We start from the raw sequence: 15,336 nt of genomic DNA, 5'->3' as shown, positions 1-15,336 counted from the left end.
TCCCCCGCGTGAGAATGCGTTTCCCCTTAACCGCATGATAGACTATGCATCTTAACAAGGCACATCGCGAGTAAATCTATGAAAATCGGCATTATTGGTGCAATGGAAGAAGAAGTTACGCTGCTGCGTGACAAAATTGAGAACCGTCAGACCCTCTCTCTTGGTGGTTGTGAGATCTACACCGGCCAGCTGAACGGTGTTGACGTGGCTCTGCTGAAATCAGGCATCGGTAAAGTGGCAGCTGCGCTGGGTGCAACCCTGCTGCTTGAGCGCTGCAAGCCGGACGTGATCGTTAATACCGGCTCTGCGGGCGGCCTGGCGCCGACGCTGAAGGTGGGTGATATCGTTGTCTCCGACGAAGCGCGCTACCACGATGCCGACGTCACCGCGTTCGGTTACGAGTACGGTCAGCTCCCGGGCTGCCCTGCTGCTTTTAAAGCTGACGACAAACTGATTGCGGCGGCGGAGACCTGCATCGCAGAACTCAACCTCAACGCGGTACGCGGTCTGATTGTCAGCGGTGATGCGTTCATCAACGGCTCCGTTGGGCTGGCGAAAATCCGTCATAACTTCCCTCAGGCGGTTGCCGTTGAGATGGAAGCGACCGCGATTGCGCACGTTTGCCATAACTTCAGCGTACCGTTCGTGGTGGTTCGCGCCATCTCTGACGTGGCAGACCAGCAGTCTCACATCAGCTTCGACGAGTTCCTGACCGTTGCGGCAAAACAGTCCACCGTGATGGTGGAACGCCTGGTGCAGAATCTGGCACGTGGCTAAACATACCGTCAGGGCGCTGGCCGCCCTGCTTCTTCTCGCACCGCTGTGGCTCTATGCTGTACCGCGCGTGATTACACTCTCTCCCGCAAATACGGAACTGGCGTTTGCCGCCGGGATCACGCCCGTTGGCGTGAGTAGCTATTCGGATTATCCGCCGCAGGCCGCGGGAATTGAACAAGTCGCCACCTGGCAAGGGATGAACCTTGAGCGCATCGTGGCGCTTAAACCGGATCTCGTGCTGGCCTGGCGCGGCGGTAACGCCGAGCGGCAGATCAACCAGCTCACCTCACTTGGCATAAAAGTGATGTGGATTGATGCCGTCAGCATTGAGCAAGTCGCTCAGGCGCTACGCGCCCTGGCACCCTATAGCCCTACGCCCAAAAAAGCCGAGGCGGCGGCGAAACAGATGCTGAGCGACTATGCCGCGCTGAAATCCCGATACGATACCCCTGTTAAAAAGCGCATCTTCCTGCAGTTTGGCAGCCAACCGCTGTTCACCACCGGAAAAGGGTCGATTCAGAACCAGGTGCTGGAAGTCTGTGGCGGTGAAAACATCTTTGCAGCCAGCCGGGTGCCGTGGCCCCAGGTTAGCCGTGAACAGGTCCTGGCGCGCCAGCCGCAGGCTATCGTCGTGGTCGGAAATGCGAGCGAAATTCCCAAAATTGAACAATTCTGGCAACGGCAGCTAAAAATACCGGTAATTCCCCTTAACAGCGACTGGTTTGAACGCGCCAGCCCGCGTATTATCCTCGCCGCAAAACAGCTCTGTGCCGCGCTGGCAGAGAGTCACTAACATAAGACCCTTTTCGAGGATTTAACGATGCTCGTTTATTGGCTGGATATTCTTGGCACAGCCGTTTTTGCTATCTCCGGCGTCCTGCTCGCCGGAAAACTACGCATGGATCCGTTTGGCGTGCTGGTGCTTGGGGTCGTGACCGCCGTCGGCGGCGGGACTATCCGCGATATGGCGCTGGCGAATGGCCCGGTGTTTTGGGTGAAAGATCCTACCGATCTGGTGGTCGCGATGGTCACCTGTCTGTTAACCATTGTGCTGGTTCGCCAGCCCCGCAGATTACCCAAATGGATATTGCCGGTACTGGATGCCGTCGGTCTGGCCGTGTTTGTCGGTATTGGCGTCAATAAGGCGTTTAATGCGGGTACTGGTCCAATGGTGGCAATCTGTATGGGCGTATTAACCGGCGTGGGCGGTGGGATCATTCGCGACATTCTGGCGCGTGAAGTACCGATGATCCTGCGTACTGAAATTTACGCGACGGCCTGTATCGCGGGGGGCATTGTCCACGCGACCGCGTACTACACGTTTGCACTTCCGCTGGAAAACGCCGCGATGCTGGGGATGGTCGTGACGCTGGTGATACGTTTAGCGGCGATACGCTGGCACCTGAAGCTGCCGACGTTTGCGCTGGATGACCGGTAAAAGCAAAACGGTAACCTGACGGTTACCGTTTTTAGTCTTTTCTCCCTCTCCCTGTGGGAGAGGGCCGGGGGTGAGGGCATCAGCCCGCACCCTCTTAAATACTGAACGAAGAACCACACCCGCAGGTGCTTGTTGCGTTCGGGTTGGTCACCACAAAGCGCGAACCTTCCAGACCTTCGGTGTAATCCACCGAACCGCCCACCAGATATTGCAGGCTCATCGGGTCAACCACCAGCGCAACGCCCTGTTTCTCGATAGTCATATCGCCATCGTTAACCTGATCGTCAAAGGTAAAACCATACTGGAAGCCGCTGCAGCCGCCACCGGTAATATAGACGCGCAGTTTCAGATCCGGATTGTCTTCGTCTGCAATCAGGGTTTTCACTTTGTTGGCTGCTGCTTCGGTAAATTCCAGCGGCAACGCTACATCATCACTCATCATATGCTCCCATGAATACTGCTACTGCGATTGGGTAAAATTCACCCAATTCTTTGTGTCATTATCTAATACCCTGGTAATTCATTCAAGTATTCTGCGCTGCGGCCCGTTCCGCCTCTTGTTTTGCCAGAGTACGCGCAAGGATGGTGGAGTATAGCGGCTTTCCACCCAGGAACTGGGCTAATAGTGTCGCGCCGAGACAGGTAATGATCATTGGCAAAATGAGCTGGTAATTGTCCGTCATCTCCAGCACCAGCACGATCCCGGTCAACGGCGCACGCAGGGATGCGGCCAGCAGCGCTCCCATTCCGGCGATGGCAAAGGTCCCGGCGTCAAGATGATAGGCGGGAAAACCCACTTCAGCCGCCATTCCAAACGCGGTGCCCAGCAAGGTCCCCAGCGCCAGCATCGGGGCAAATATCCCGCCGGGCGCGCCGGAGGAAAAACAGAGTACCGTCGTGATGACGCGGGAGATAAACATAAACAGCAGCAGACCCACGCTGAAATTCCCCGCCGCCGCAATGGGGATCAGCCCGAACCCGCCGCCAGCGGCATTCGGCTCGATAAACCCGAGCACGCCGCAGATTCCACCCAGCAGACCGCCCATCAGCACCCATTTCGTGGTGTTCCCGCCGTGAATGCGCTGGAACATATCCTGAGCGCGCAGGATAAAGGTGTTAAACAGCGGCCCCACCACGCCAAAAATCATGCCGAGGATCAGGTAAAGCCACAGGGTGTTGACCGGCGCGTTGGTCAGTTTACCCACCTCAATGACCGCCCCTTCGCCGTTAAAGAGGCGAAAGACGATGCTCGACATAATGACGCCGGTAAACACCGCTTTAATGGAGATCAGGTTGTAGCGAAACTGCGCGCGCATCTCTTCTATAATGAACAAAATGCCCGCCAGCGGCGCGTTAAACGCCGCCGACAGCCCCGCCGCCGCACCGGTAGCCAGCAGCGTATGGCGCGCTTCGGCGCTTCGCATCCGAAACAGATCGCCCACCATGCGGCCGACGTTCCCCCCCAGCTGTACCGTGGGCCCTTCCCGGCCAAGTACCATGCCTGCGCCCAGCGTACCCATGCCGCCGATGAATTTAACCGGAATCACCCGCCACCAGCGCACCGGACGCAGCTCCTCCAGTGCACCTTCAATTTCCGGGATGCCAGACCCGCCCGCCTCCGGCGCGAATTTACGCACCAGAAAATACCCCACCATGGCAAACAGCGCAGACAGCCCGAATGCCCAAACCCAGACCAGCCATTCGCTATCGGCGAAACCGGCCACGGTGCCCACTCGCCAGTTGAGTACGGCATTAACCGCTTTTTCAAACGCCACGCCAATCAGCCCCGCGAGAGTCCCCACCACGGCAGCGGCCAGCAGGATCGCCAGCGGCGTTTTATCGCGATTGAGCAGCCGCCGAATACTGACCCGGTGCCGGGCACGCGTAAACTGTTGTTCTTCAAAAGACGGAGAATCTGATTTCATGTCCTGTTCTTATTCGTCATACAAAAAGCCGCGAGGATTTTACCAGAGACTGCCCCACCGTCTCCTGAAAATTACTTAACAAATCTTAAAGCATTACCCGGCTAAAAATTTCATAACCTTCCCCGAATCACTTAGAATAGTGGGCTTAATCATTTTATACGAACCAGGAACGACGCCATGAGCAAGTCTGAAAACCTCTACAGTGCAGCCCGCGAGCTTATTCCGGGTGGCGTGAACTCACCTGTACGCGCCTTCACCGGCGTTGGCGGTACGCCGCTGTTTATCGAACGTGCTGACGGCGCGTATCTGTATGATGTCGATGGCAAAGCCTATATCGATTATGTCGGCTCCTGGGGCCCGATGGTGCTGGGGCACAACCACCCGGCCATTCGTAATGCGGTGATTGAAGCTGCCCAGCGCGGCCTGAGTTTCGGTGCGCCAACCGAAATGGAAGTGAAAATGGCGGAGCTGGTGACCGAACTGGTGCCTACCATGGACATGGTGCGTATGGTGAACTCCGGTACCGAAGCCACCATGAGCGCCATCCGCCTGGCGCGCGGTTTTACCGGTCGCGATAAAATCATCAAATTCGAAGGCTGCTACCACGGCCATGCGGACTGCCTGCTGGTGAAAGCCGGTTCCGGCGCGCTGACGCTCGGCCAGCCAAACTCACCTGGCGTACCAGCAGATTTCGCGAAGCATACTCTGACCTGCACCTACAACGATCTTGCTACCGTTCGCGCGGCGTTCGAGCAGTATCCGCAGGAGATCGCCTGCATCATCGTTGAGCCGGTTGCGGGCAACATGAACTGCATCCCACCGCAGCCTGAGTTCCTGCCGGGCCTGCGCGCCCTGTGCGACGAATTCGGCGCGCTGCTGATCATCGATGAAGTGATGACCGGCTTCCGCGTAGCGCTGGCGGGTGCCCAGTCTTACTACGGCGTTGAGCCGGACCTGACCTGCCTCGGTAAAATCATCGGCGGCGGCATGCCGGTCGGCGCATTCGGTGGTCGTAAGGACGTGATGGAAGCCCTGGCGCCAACCGGTCCGGTTTACCAGGCGGGCACGCTCTCCGGTAACCCCATCGCCATGGCCGCGGGCTTTGCCTGCCTGACCGAAGTGGCCCAGCCTGGCATTCACGAAACCCTGACCGACCTGACGACGCAGCTGACAAGCGGGCTGCTTGAAGCGGCAGAGGAAGCCGGTATTCCGCTGGTCGTTAACCACGTGGGCGGCATGTTCGGGATCTTCTTCACCGATGCAAAAACCGTGACCTGCTATCAGGACGTGGTGAAGTGCGACGTTGAGCGCTTCAAGCGCTTCTTCCACCTGATGCTGGAAGAAGGCGTGTACCTGGCACCGTCCGCGTTCGAAGCGGGCTTTATGTCCGTGGCCCACAGCGAAGAAGATATCAATAACACCATCGACGCGGCGCGTAAGGTGTTTGCGAAGCTCTAAGGTCATTGCCGGGTGACGCTAACGCTTACCCGGCCTACGATGTTCTCCCTCTCCCTGTGGGAGAGGGCTGGGGTGAGGGCATCAGGCCGCACCTGACTACCGGCTCTGCTTTCTCAACAGATAAATAAAGTACGGCGCACCGATAAAGGTCGACAGCAGACCCGCCGGGATCTGATACGGGAACAGCACCATTCTTCCGCACCAGTCTGCAAACACCAGCATCACCCCACCCGTCAGGGCCGACATGACGATATGCGGCATCGTTCTGCGGAAGCCCATCATTCTGGCAATGTGCGGCGCCATTAACCCCACAAAACTCAGCGGTCCAATCGTCAGGGTTGCCGTCGCCGTCAGGCACGCCGCCAGCAGCAGCAGCGCGACACGCGCTGGGGTCAGCGCCATCCCCACCGCACGCGCGGTTTCGCCGCCGAGCGGCAGAATGGTCATCCAGCGGCGGCACAGCGGCACCATCGCCAGCAGCACGAGCATCACCATCCCGGACCAGACCACCTGGCTTCCGGTGGCGTTGTAGGTCGAGCCGGAAATCCAGGTCAGTATCTTCGCCATACGCGGATCGCCGCTGGCCTGCAGCATCATCAGCAACATCGTAAACGCGGTGCCGAGCGCCATCCCGGCCAGCAGCATGCGGTGCGGTGAAAACCCACCGCGACCGGCGGCTATCAGGATAATCATCAGCGTGGCTGCCGCGCCGATACTGCCGGCAGGCATCAGCCAGCCAAACGCATTGCCCGGCACGAAGAACAGCATCAGCACCACGCCAAAGGCGGCGCCAGAGCTGATCCCAAGCACTTCCGGGCTCGCCATCGGGTTGCCGGTCAGACGCTGAATGATGCACCCCGCCACCGCCAGCATCACCCCGGCGATCAGCGCAGCGACGATACGCGGCCAGCGCCACTGCAGCAGTTCATTGAGCAAATCACCCGTTGCCCAGTGCCAGCCCGCGGCATCGCGTCCAAATGAGAGCGCCGCGAACGAGGCGATAATCAGCACCGCCAGACCGGCAAGGCTAAACCACAGCACCGACCGACGTTCAGCGTAGACTTTATCGCCCGCGTCCATCGCCGGTGCACTCATGCTGCGCAGCCGCGGGAGCAGCCACAGCAGCAGCGGCGCCCCGATAAGCGCGGTCACAGAGCCGGTGGAGACTTCCCGCCAGACCTGCGCCAGCCAGAGAATAAGCTGATCGGAAAGCCAGAGGATCAGCGCTCCAATCAGCGGCGCCAGCATCAGACGCGTCAGTAAACGACGCGCCCCGAGCATTTTCGCCAGCAGCGGCGCAAACAGGCCGATAAACCCGATGATGCCGACCGCGTTCACCAGCAGGGCGCTCAATACAATTGCCAGCGTCAGCGCCGCCAGGCGAGCCAGCGACAGCGCCAGCCCCAGGTTACGCGCCACGCCATCATCCAGCCCCATGAGCGTAAGAGGACGCAGGAGCAGCAGCGTCAGCACAACACCGCCAGCCAGCTGCGGCCACAGGCGCTGCACCACGCTCCAGTCGGTCTGGGTCAGCGTGCCGGTGCTCCACAGGAACATGCTTTGCAGCTGATCGTGGTGGAACAGCACCAGCAGTTGGTTGATCGCCCCACAGTAGAGGCTCACCACCAGCCCGGCCAGGATAAGCGTTACCGGCGAAAGACGCTTGCCCCAGGCCACGCCAAAGACCAGCGCACCTACCACGCACGCCCCCGCGAGTGCCGCAAACTGCGAGGTTAACGCACCCGGCAGCGCCCACAGCGTGGTAATGGTGATCCCAAGCTGTGCGCCGGTCGCGACGCCGAGCGTGGTTGGCTCTGCCAGCGGGTTACGCAAAACCTGCTGGAACAGCACGCCCACCAGCCCTAAACCGGCGCCGACTAACAGGGAGATCGCCAGACGCGGCAGCAGGCTGTAGTGGAACAGCATCTGCTGAATATTATCGATATCCGGCGAGGCCAGCGCGGCCCCCCACTGCGTGCGGGGTAACGCCGTCGAGAGGTTGAACCCGGTTAATACCAGCGCAACCAGAAAAAGCAGGGATAGCAGCAGCGCCGGGAAGCGGGCGATACGCGTACTCATGCTTTACCTCCCAGCGCGTTATCCAGCACGCGGGCAAAATGCATGGCCGACAGCGTCGCGCCGTAGAACCAGACCGCCGGGGCGCGCTGGAAGCGCTGCTCACGCACAAACGGCATCGCCTGCCAGAGCGGCGTCGCCATCAGGGTCTGCATGGCGCGCTCGTTGCCGTGATCGAAGCACAGCACATCCACGTCGCGAAACGCCGCCAGACGATCGATACCCACGGCGGTACTGCCCCAGAACGTCATCTCCCCTTCCCAGGCATTACGAATGCCGAAGCTGTCGAGCACTTCCTGGAAGAGGCAGTTTTTACCGAAAACCAGCATATGGCGGGCATCCAGCAGCGTCACCATCAGCAGCGGACGATCGCCCCGGTGAGCAAATCGGGGCTTCAGGGAGTCGATCAGGGCATCAAATTCGTCGAGATGTTTTTTGGCCTCGACCTCGCGGTTGAGGAAACGCGCCATCTCGTTAATCGAATTTTTCGCCATGGCCAGCGGTTTTTTACCGTCACTGAAGGCGAATCCACGACCGGGCGCGATGCGCGCCATGGTCTCCTCTGACGGACCGTAGCCCGCTGACCAGAACATGAACGAGGGTTTCATCTGGGTGAGCAGCTCGAGGTTTGGCTCCGTCCGCAGGCCGATGTCGATCACCGAGTCCGGCAGCTTCGGCTCGTTCACCCAGAGGTTATAGTTAGGAATGTCCGCCACGCCGTAGGGCGTGACGCCGAGCGCCATCATCAGCTCGACCGGCAGCCACTCCAGAGCGACAATGCGGTGCGGATCGACGGCGGCAGCACGCGCCGTATTCATTTTTAACAGCAGCGGTGAGAGCGCCATCGCCGTCAGCAGGCGACGGCGGCTAATGCGTGTGTTATCGAGCATCAGTAGACAAAGCTCACCGGTGCAGCCCCGGCCGGGTGAGGCAGAATACCCATCGGAATACCGTAAATATGTTCCAGCGTTTCGCTGCGCATCAGCTCTGCGGATGTACCCTGGGCAATCATCTCGCCCCCGCGCAGCGCGACGAGGTAGTCACAATAACGCGCGGCCATGTTGATATCGTGCAGAACCGCAATGACCGTCAGACCGCGCTGCTGGCTCAAGCGATGCACCAGCGCCAGGACGTCGACCTGATGCGCAATATCCAGCGCAGAGGTCGGTTCATCCAGCAGCAGGCAGCGGCTGTCCTGCGCCACCAGCATCGCAATCCACGCGCGCTGACGTTCGCCTCCGGACAGGCTATCCACCAGACGGTGCGCCAGCGGTTTTAGCCCGACCAGCGCAATCGCCTCTTCCACTTTCTCTCTGTCGGCCACGCCGAAGCGCCCAAGCGCGCCGTGCCAAGGATAACGCCCAATCGCCACCAGCTCTCGCACCGTCATCCCCTCCGCCTGCGGCAGCTGCTGCGGCAGATAGGCTACTTTGCGGGCAAAGGCTTTACTGCTCCAGCTCTCCAGCGGTTGGTCATCCAGCAGAATATCGCCTTCTGAAGGCGGCTGATGGCGCCCCAGCATCTTGAGCAGCGTGGATTTACCGGAACCGTTGTGACCAATCAGGCCAGTGACTTTACCGGCGGGGAACGTCAAAGAGAGCGGATGCAGTAAGGTGCGCCCAGGTACGCGAAAGGAGAGATGGTTGAGCGTGAAGGTGGTATCGGGTTGCGTTTGATTATCCTGCATATCAGCCAACTTAAATAAAAAGGGCACGGCGAACCGTGCCCGGACAGAGATTAGAAGCGGAAGGTCGCGGTAGCAACAACCTGACGTCCTGCGCCCCAGTAGCATGCATATTCGCTGTAGCAGCTGGAGACGTATTCACGATCGAAGATGTTGTTCACGTTGACGCCGACAGACGAGCCAGGCAGTCCAAAGCGTGCCAGGTCGTATTTCACGGTCGCGTCAGCCAGTGCGTAGCCCGCGACGTTGAACGACTGGTAGGCTTTTGGCGACGAGGCAGAGTAGTAGGACACGGTGTTACCGATGTAACGGGTGCCAGCCCCTACCGTCAGACCGCTCAACGCCGTCTCGTGGAAGGTGTAATCTGCCCACAGAGACGCCATGTTACGCGGCACTTCCGCCGGACGACGGCCTTCATACCAGGTATCGTGCGTGTATTCCGCATCAGTAAAGCTATAGGAAGCCGTCACGTTCACGTTGGCAGACACTGCCGCTTTCGCTTCCAGTTCGAAACCGCGAGAGCGAATTTCACCGCCCTGTACGCTAAAGCCGCTGGTCGGGTTCGCAGGATCGGCCGTCAGGTTGTTGTTTTTGGTCAGCTGATACACAGCAGCGGTGACCACAACAGGCAGATCTTTCGGTACATACTTCACGCCCGCTTCATACTGCTTGCCGCGAGCCGGATCGAACGGTTTGCCGCCCTGGGTTGCGCCGGAAATAGGCTCGAAGGATTCGCTATAGCTGAAGTACGGCGTAATACCGTTATCAAACAGGTAGTTGATCCCGCCGCGCCAGGTGAATGCCCGATCGTTGATTTCAGCCGTCGTGTCGGAGGAACGCGTCAGTGTGGACGTTTTGGCAAAATCATAGCGTCCACCCAGGGTCAGTACCCACTTATCCCACTCAGCCTGATCCTGCGCGTACAGGCCCGTTTGCTCCTGACGATTGAGCACGGCATACGGGAAGTTCACGTTGATATTGGCATTGTTGTGCTGCGGATTCGTCATGCTGATAGGGTCAGCGCTGCCGTAATCTGCATCAATATCGTTACGCATGCGCAGGTAATCGACGCCCGTTAACAGAGTATGATCCACTGCACCGGTCGCAAATTTGGACTGCAGCTGGGTATCGACCGTGAACGAGTTGAGGTCCTCATCAGAGCGCACGTACGCGCGGCTGATCTGAGCCGGTGCAATATAGCCGTTACCGTAAACGGAACGGTAAAGCGTATTGATTTTGGTGTAGCGCAGGTTTTGACGCACGGTAAAGGTGTCATCAAACTGATGGGAGAAGCTGTAGCCCACCATTTTCTGGCGACGGGAGATCTTGTTGTCTTCGTCACCTTCGTTGAAATCGGTCGGCAGCTTGTGCGCGTTGCCGTTGGCGTCGTAGTAAGGCACAACGGTACCTTCCCGCGGCAGCCAGCCGTAATAGCCTGCATCCGGATCGCTCTGGAAGTTGCTCAGGAAAGTAAAATCGGTTTTATCGTCAGGACGCCAGCTGAAAGCAGGTGCAATGGCGTAGCGGGTGGACTTAACCATTTCCTGCTGCGCATTTTCGCTGCGCCCCAGACCGGTCAGACGGTATGACCACACGCCGTCATCATCAATCGCATCGCTGAAATCAAACCCGGTCTGCCACAGGTTATCGGTACCCATTTTGAACTGAATTTCTTTCAGTGGCTCGGTGGTTGGCCGCTTGCTGACCATGCTGACCACGCCGCCCGGGTGACTTTTACCGTACAAAACGGACGTAGGGCCGCGCAGCAGCTCGACGCGCTCAAGGAAATACGGATCCATGGACGCTTCAGAATAGTTATCACCCTGCAGCTTCATCCCGTCCAGATACTGGTTGGTATTCACGGTACTGGAGGTGGTGAACCCACGAATAGAAACAACATCATACGTTGTTGACGCACCGCGCGTTGCGAACACGCTCGGCGTATAGGCCAGCGCCTGTTTAACCGTCCCCGGCTGCTTCATGTCCATCTCTTCACGGGTGACGACAGAAATAGACTGCGGGGTTTTCTCAATCGGGGTATCGGTCTTGGTCGCGGTGGCGGTGCGTTTAGCCGCAATCGTGGGTGCCGGTCCCCAGGCACTTTCCTGTGCCGCAGGTGCTGCGGTTACCGTGATAGTTTCTTCTTTTTTCGGGGTTTCGGCCGCATGAGCATACGCGGACACGCCGGCAACCGCTGTGGCGACGACGACCGCGAGTTTACGCAGCGACGTGTTCATTGGCTGAGCAGTATTGGAAAGCGCCATGATGTTTCTCTGATGGAAAAGTGAATGATAACGTAAACGAGAATTATTATTATGAGCGCCAGAATAATATGCGAAACGCGGGTTGCATAGCAAGCAGTAAGCAGCCCTACAAGATTTAAGGGTTTAAGAATTAACCAGATGAAAAGAGTGGGTTAATAAGGATAGCGAAATGATCGCTAAAGCCCGCCAAAACGGGCAGAGAGGGTTAACGGTAAAATACCTCGAACGTGGCGACGGAATCGACTTTGCCCGCTTTAACCTCCCCCGTTTTGACGTAGCGCGCCTTGAGAGGGATTTCAACTGGGATCTTGTCCTGCGTACTGGTTATCGCCGTGTAGTTCTGATCAAACTGCAGCACCGTATTATTCTTATCAAGAATTTGGATGCCGACACCCGCGGCGGCGGAATCTCCGGCAGCGATGCCGAGGATATTGCCGTTCTTCACGCCCGTTGAGCCTGCGCTGGTGAACTGATAATCGATCTTTGTCCCCGCAGAACAGTCGGTGATTTCAATCTTAAAACTGCTGTCGGTAAGTATCTCTGAGTATTGCCCGTCAAAATCCTGAACGTTAACCGTTTTAAGAGGCACATAAATGTTACGGTCGACCAGGTTACAGGTGTTGGTCGTAATGCGAACGCTGGTGGGCGAAAAGCGCATTTCACCGATCACCGCGTTCCCCAGGATATCCATTGAGGTTAATCGTGAGGTATCGAGATATCCTTCCTGAATATCGCCCGTTACCACCAGCTGCGCAGTGGCGCGAAAGGTAGATACTCCATGCGAATAGCCATGTGTTGAGCCAATATAGTGCATTGGCCTGACAAGATCCTCGTCATTATAGTTTGGTAACTGCTCATTCGAGGAAGCGGCCCGAATTCCAATCCCCGGGACATTAGTTTGATAAACGCCAGGCATAACATCTTCACGCGCATCGCTTTCCGTCAAGGAGAGATAGCCTCGCCGTATTTGCGCTTCACCGATGCAGTCTATGGCCACTTCTTTACTTTCAACGCTGTCATCGTAAATGATTGTGCCTTTCGGGGTATCAGGAGCAACAATAATCACCGGCGGAAGTTGAAACGTCACCACAGCATCCACGCCAGAGCTGCCGTTAAAAGTACAGTCTGCTCGAGCTGAATGGAAAAAGGCGGTCGCCAGCAACATCAGCACGGGTAAGAAAAACGTTTTCATGGAACAGTGTAGATTCATGAAATACCTCTTTTAATGACAGTTGACCGTGGCTTTCACGATCCCTGCTGAGCCCTGGGAGGGAAGATCCAGCTCTCCATGACACTGATGAACGTTTTCTTCCCCCCACTGCACGCTAAACGTTGTTTTGCCGGACAGTCCCGTGAGGTAAACCTCACCGTCATCCCCGACGATGGCGGTGGTACTCTCCAGCGCTACCACAGCCCCAAACGGAACGGGCTTACCTGCGTAGAGCAAGGTCACCAGCGCGCGTCGTCCAACGCGAGCATCGAAGGTCGCGTGCAGAGCCGCCCCTTTCGTCGGCACGAGATCGAGCGTTGCCGCATCGATATCAATATCTTCCCGATCCTGGGTATTTACGGTGATGACGTTGTGCCGATAGGCCGTCATAGAGGGCACTATGGCGTTACCAAAACGGTCTGTAGAGATGCCGCGCCCGTTTTGCACTTTAACGTTATCGCCATCCTTAATGTGCACAATGGCAAAAGCGTCGCGTACGGGTTGCCCCAGCGTCACGCCATGCTCGTGGGCAACGATCGACCCCTGCGCGCTGTAGTTCCACTGTCTATTATCACCGCTGTAGCTGTAGCCCATCCCGACCTCACCGGAAGCGCCACGGTAACGCCCGGACAGGCTGCCGCCGTAGCCGGTATTCTGATTGGCATAGCTCTGCTGGAGGTTGTAGCTCAGCTTATTGTCCTCCAGCGCGGTGCCGCCGAGCCCGACCTGATGTGAAACAAACCCACCGCTGGCGGTGTTAGCGCTGTAGGTTGCCCAGGAGTCAGGCAGCCACTTTGAGAACGGAATGTTGACCGTCAACGCCATCTGCCGGTCGGTATTGGCGTCCGGGGTGCGGGTCAGGTTGTAGCTTATCGACCAGGTGATATTGCGCCAGCTGGAGCTCAGCCCCGCGCTGACGCTGCGCTCATGGCCGTCCATATCCCAGTAATCCTGCTGATAGCCGTTGAGATAAGCCGAGCCCCAGTCTGAAATACGCTGGGAAAGGTTTAGCTGCATGCGGCTACGGCGGTTGTTGGTTCTGCGATAGGTATAAATGCCGTCATCGATCTCGCCGTCACGCCGATCGATAGCTTCCTGAAAGGTATAAAACCCCGAGGTAGAGTAGCGGTAGCTGGCAAGCGTGACGGTCGTATCCGTGTCAGGGATATCTTTGGAGTACTGGGCCCGCCACGATAAACCGCTGGCATCGTCAAGCCCGTCATCAAACGCGGTACGCGCGGCGGTGAAGTCGACAGATGCGGAGCCGAAGTGCCTCAGGTCGGCACCAAGCCCCAGCAGCAGCGCATGATACAGTGACGCCCCCAGCGCGCCGGTATAGGCCGTGACGCCGTAAGGCAGACCATAGATAGCCGTACCTTGCGCAAAGATGGGTTCATCTTCACCTTCATTACCGCGATAGCGCCCTGCTGCCAGCGAGTACTTAAAACCACCTTCTCGCTGTAACACCGGCACCGACGCGCTGGCCTGAATGAAGCTATGCTCGCTGCCATCCGCCTCTTCGACGGTCACTTCCAGATCGGCTCCGGAAGTCACCTGGCTCAAGTCGCGGATCTCAAAAGGCCCTGGCGAGACGTTTGTCTGATAGATGGTATAGCCGTTTTGCTTGATGGTGACTTTCGCGTCGCTATTCGCAATACCTCGCACAACGGGCGCAAAGCCTTGCTGGCTGACGGGCAGCATAGCGGTGTCCGTTTCCAGCTTCACGCCGGTCATCTGGACGCTGTCAAAAAGCTCGCCATTGGTATACGTCTGCCCCATCTCAAGCTGGCTTTTCAACGCTTTGATGTCACGCTGTAAAGTGCTGGCGATAGCCTCCCAGCCGGAAGCATCGCTCCAGGTGCTGTTATTACGCAGTCGCCACGCGCCAAGATTCATCCCCGACTCCAGACCCAGCCAGGTTGAAGAGGCTTTGCCCGAGCTATAGTGTTGCTGAGAGCCGCTGAGCTGATAGCTTGTCCAGGCGGCAGGCGCGCCGTCATCCCAGAATTTCGGGTTAATCGCTCCGGCGGCGGCGCGATCGCGATAGATCTGCGGAATGACCAGCTTCAGGGTCTGGTTATCCTGATCGTAATCGTAGCGTGCATTTTCAATGAAATGAGAGATGTCCCGAACGTAAGCCTCGTCGTCAAGACCCTTTAAGTCAGGGATCGTGTCAACTTTCACGCCGTATTCGCGCAGGTCCGCTTTGGTCAGCTCCGGCAGCAGATGCTGTTTGTCGTCAGAAAGCACATAGGTGAGCGTACGTGTATCCAGCACGTCCCGATCCCACATAATCGTCGTGGGGTAGCTCCCCGCAAGTAAGCCATTATCATTGATGAATTTTTTGAGCGTGGAGGTATTTTCGAGAGGGGTATCCAGTTCAAGGATCCGCAGGTTGAATTCGTCATCCGCACTTGCAGGCTGGATCGCGGCGAGCAGCGCCAGCGCGATCCCGGACAGTACCTGTTTGTGAAGTAAAGATGACGACATAACTTACCAACATG

12 protein-coding genes are annotated in these 15,336 nt (G+C 57.7%); 4 read left to right on the top strand and 8 right to left on the bottom strand.

Annotated elements, in window-relative coordinates:
* Nucleotides 1-78: 78 nt before the first annotated feature.
* From mtnN to DOU50_RS19845, 3 genes are read left to right on the top strand one after another with little or no spacing between them, the layout of a single operon-like run.
* Nucleotides 79-777, top strand: a complete 699-nt coding sequence (gene mtnN / locus DOU50_RS19855) for a 5'-methylthioadenosine/S-adenosylhomocysteine nucleosidase (RefSeq protein WP_024907516.1) — start codon at nt 79-81, stop codon at nt 775-777.
* Nucleotides 770-1,570 carry a vitamin B12 ABC transporter substrate-binding protein BtuF gene (gene btuF, locus DOU50_RS19850; protein ID WP_061715947.1) on the top strand — a complete coding sequence of 267 codons (801 nt, stop codon included), beginning with the start codon at nt 770-772 and terminating at the stop codon, nt 1,568-1,570. Before mtnN ends, btuF begins: the two co-directional genes overlap by 8 nt.
* Nucleotides 1,571-1,597: 27 nt before the next feature.
* Nucleotides 1,598-2,215 (top strand): TRIC cation channel family protein, encoded by a 618-nt coding sequence (locus DOU50_RS19845; RefSeq protein ID WP_024907514.1) that lies wholly within the window; start codon nt 1,598-1,600, stop codon nt 2,213-2,215.
* A gap of 94 nt (nt 2,216-2,309) precedes the next feature.
* Here DOU50_RS19845 and erpA read toward each other — a convergent pair whose 3' ends face one another.
* Nucleotides 2,310-2,654 (bottom strand): iron-sulfur cluster insertion protein ErpA, encoded by a 345-nt coding sequence (erpA, locus tag DOU50_RS19840; protein ID WP_013095643.1) that lies wholly within the window; start codon nt 2,652-2,654, stop codon nt 2,310-2,312.
* Between the two features lie 85 nt (nt 2,655-2,739).
* On the bottom strand, nt 2,740-4,140 hold the full coding sequence (clcA, locus tag DOU50_RS19835) for a H(+)/Cl(-) exchange transporter ClcA (RefSeq protein WP_061715948.1): 1,401 nt from the start codon (nt 4,138-4,140) through the stop codon (nt 2,740-2,742).
* 177 nt (nt 4,141-4,317) lie between these two features.
* On the opposite strand from clcA, the gene hemL reads away from it, so the two are divergent.
* Complete coding sequence (gene hemL / locus DOU50_RS19830) at nt 4,318-5,598, top strand: glutamate-1-semialdehyde 2,1-aminomutase (RefSeq protein WP_148770011.1); 1,281 nt, start codon at nt 4,318-4,320, stop codon at nt 5,596-5,598.
* Between the two features lie 96 nt (nt 5,599-5,694).
* Here the strand turns inward: hemL and fhuB are convergent, their stop codons facing one another.
* The 6 genes from fhuB to DOU50_RS19800 all read right to left on the bottom strand — a co-directional run bounded on the left by fhuB (nt 5,695) and on the right by DOU50_RS19800 (nt 15,322).
* The gene (gene fhuB, locus DOU50_RS19825; protein ID WP_148770009.1) at nt 5,695-7,677 is read right to left on the bottom strand and encodes a Fe(3+)-hydroxamate ABC transporter permease FhuB; all 1,983 of its coding nucleotides are present in this window, start codon (nt 7,675-7,677) and stop codon (nt 5,695-5,697) included.
* Nucleotides 7,674-8,564: a Fe(3+)-hydroxamate ABC transporter substrate-binding protein FhuD gene (gene fhuD / locus DOU50_RS19820; protein WP_032649740.1), complete on the bottom strand. Its 891-nt coding sequence runs from the start codon at nt 8,562-8,564 to the stop codon at nt 7,674-7,676. The genes fhuB and fhuD overlap by 4 nt, the downstream gene beginning before the upstream one ends.
* Entirely contained in the window at nt 8,564-9,361 is a 798-nt protein-coding gene (gene fhuC, locus DOU50_RS19815) for a Fe3+-hydroxamate ABC transporter ATP-binding protein FhuC (protein WP_148770007.1), read from the bottom strand. The genes fhuD and fhuC overlap by 1 nt, the downstream gene beginning before the upstream one ends.
* A 50-nt stretch (nt 9,362-9,411) precedes the next feature.
* On the bottom strand, nt 9,412-11,622 hold the full coding sequence (fhuA, locus tag DOU50_RS19810) for a ferrichrome porin FhuA (protein WP_048990251.1): 2,211 nt from the start codon (nt 11,620-11,622) through the stop codon (nt 9,412-9,414).
* 205 nt (nt 11,623-11,827) lie between these two features.
* Nucleotides 11,828-12,832 carry a fimbrial protein gene (locus tag DOU50_RS19805; protein WP_148770005.1) on the bottom strand — a complete coding sequence of 335 codons (1,005 nt, stop codon included), beginning with the start codon at nt 12,830-12,832 and terminating at the stop codon, nt 11,828-11,830.
* 12 nt (nt 12,833-12,844) lie between these two features.
* The gene (locus tag DOU50_RS19800) at nt 12,845-15,322 is read right to left on the bottom strand and encodes a fimbria/pilus outer membrane usher protein (protein ID WP_048990249.1); all 2,478 of its coding nucleotides are present in this window, start codon (nt 15,320-15,322) and stop codon (nt 12,845-12,847) included.
* Nucleotides 15,323-15,336 lie beyond the last annotated feature (14 nt).

Origin of the sequence: Enterobacter sp. C6, assembly GCF_008122455.1 — a bacterium.
Taxonomy (GTDB): domain Bacteria; phylum Pseudomonadota; class Gammaproteobacteria; order Enterobacterales; family Enterobacteriaceae; genus Enterobacter; species Enterobacter pseudoroggenkampii.
Note: the sequence above shows the minus strand (reverse complement) of the source record. Positions and strands in the feature narration are given on the sequence as shown.

What these genes read in the sequence shown, in the direction of transcription:
- mtnN (WP_024907516.1), top strand. Translation starts at nt 79, where the DNA reads ATGAAAATCGGCATTATTGGTGCAATGGAAGAAGAAGTTACGCTGCTG.
- DOU50_RS19845 (WP_024907514.1), top strand. Translation starts at nt 1,598, where the DNA reads ATGCTCGTTTATTGGCTGGATATTCTTGGCACAGCCGTTTTTGCTATC.
- erpA (WP_013095643.1), bottom strand. Translation starts at nt 2,654, where the DNA reads ATGAGTGATGATGTAGCGTTGCCGCTGGAATTTACCGAAGCAGCAGCC.
- clcA (WP_061715948.1), bottom strand. Translation starts at nt 4,140, where the DNA reads ATGAAATCAGATTCTCCGTCTTTTGAAGAACAACAGTTTACGCGTGCC.
- hemL (WP_148770011.1), top strand. Translation starts at nt 4,318, where the DNA reads ATGAGCAAGTCTGAAAACCTCTACAGTGCAGCCCGCGAGCTTATTCCG.
- fhuB (WP_148770009.1), bottom strand. Translation starts at nt 7,677, where the DNA reads ATGAGTACGCGTATCGCCCGCTTCCCGGCGCTGCTGCTATCCCTGCTT.
- fhuD (WP_032649740.1), bottom strand. Translation starts at nt 8,564, where the DNA reads ATGCTCGATAACACACGCATTAGCCGCCGTCGCCTGCTGACGGCGATG.
- fhuC (WP_148770007.1), bottom strand. Translation starts at nt 9,361, where the DNA reads ATGCAGGATAATCAAACGCAACCCGATACCACCTTCACGCTCAACCAT.
- fhuA (WP_048990251.1), bottom strand. Translation starts at nt 11,622, where the DNA reads ATGGCGCTTTCCAATACTGCTCAGCCAATGAACACGTCGCTGCGTAAA.
- DOU50_RS19805 (WP_148770005.1), bottom strand. Translation starts at nt 12,832, where the DNA reads ATGAATCTACACTGTTCCATGAAAACGTTTTTCTTACCCGTGCTGATG.
- DOU50_RS19800 (WP_048990249.1), bottom strand. Translation starts at nt 15,322, where the DNA reads ATGTCGTCATCTTTACTTCACAAACAGGTACTGTCCGGGATCGCGCTG.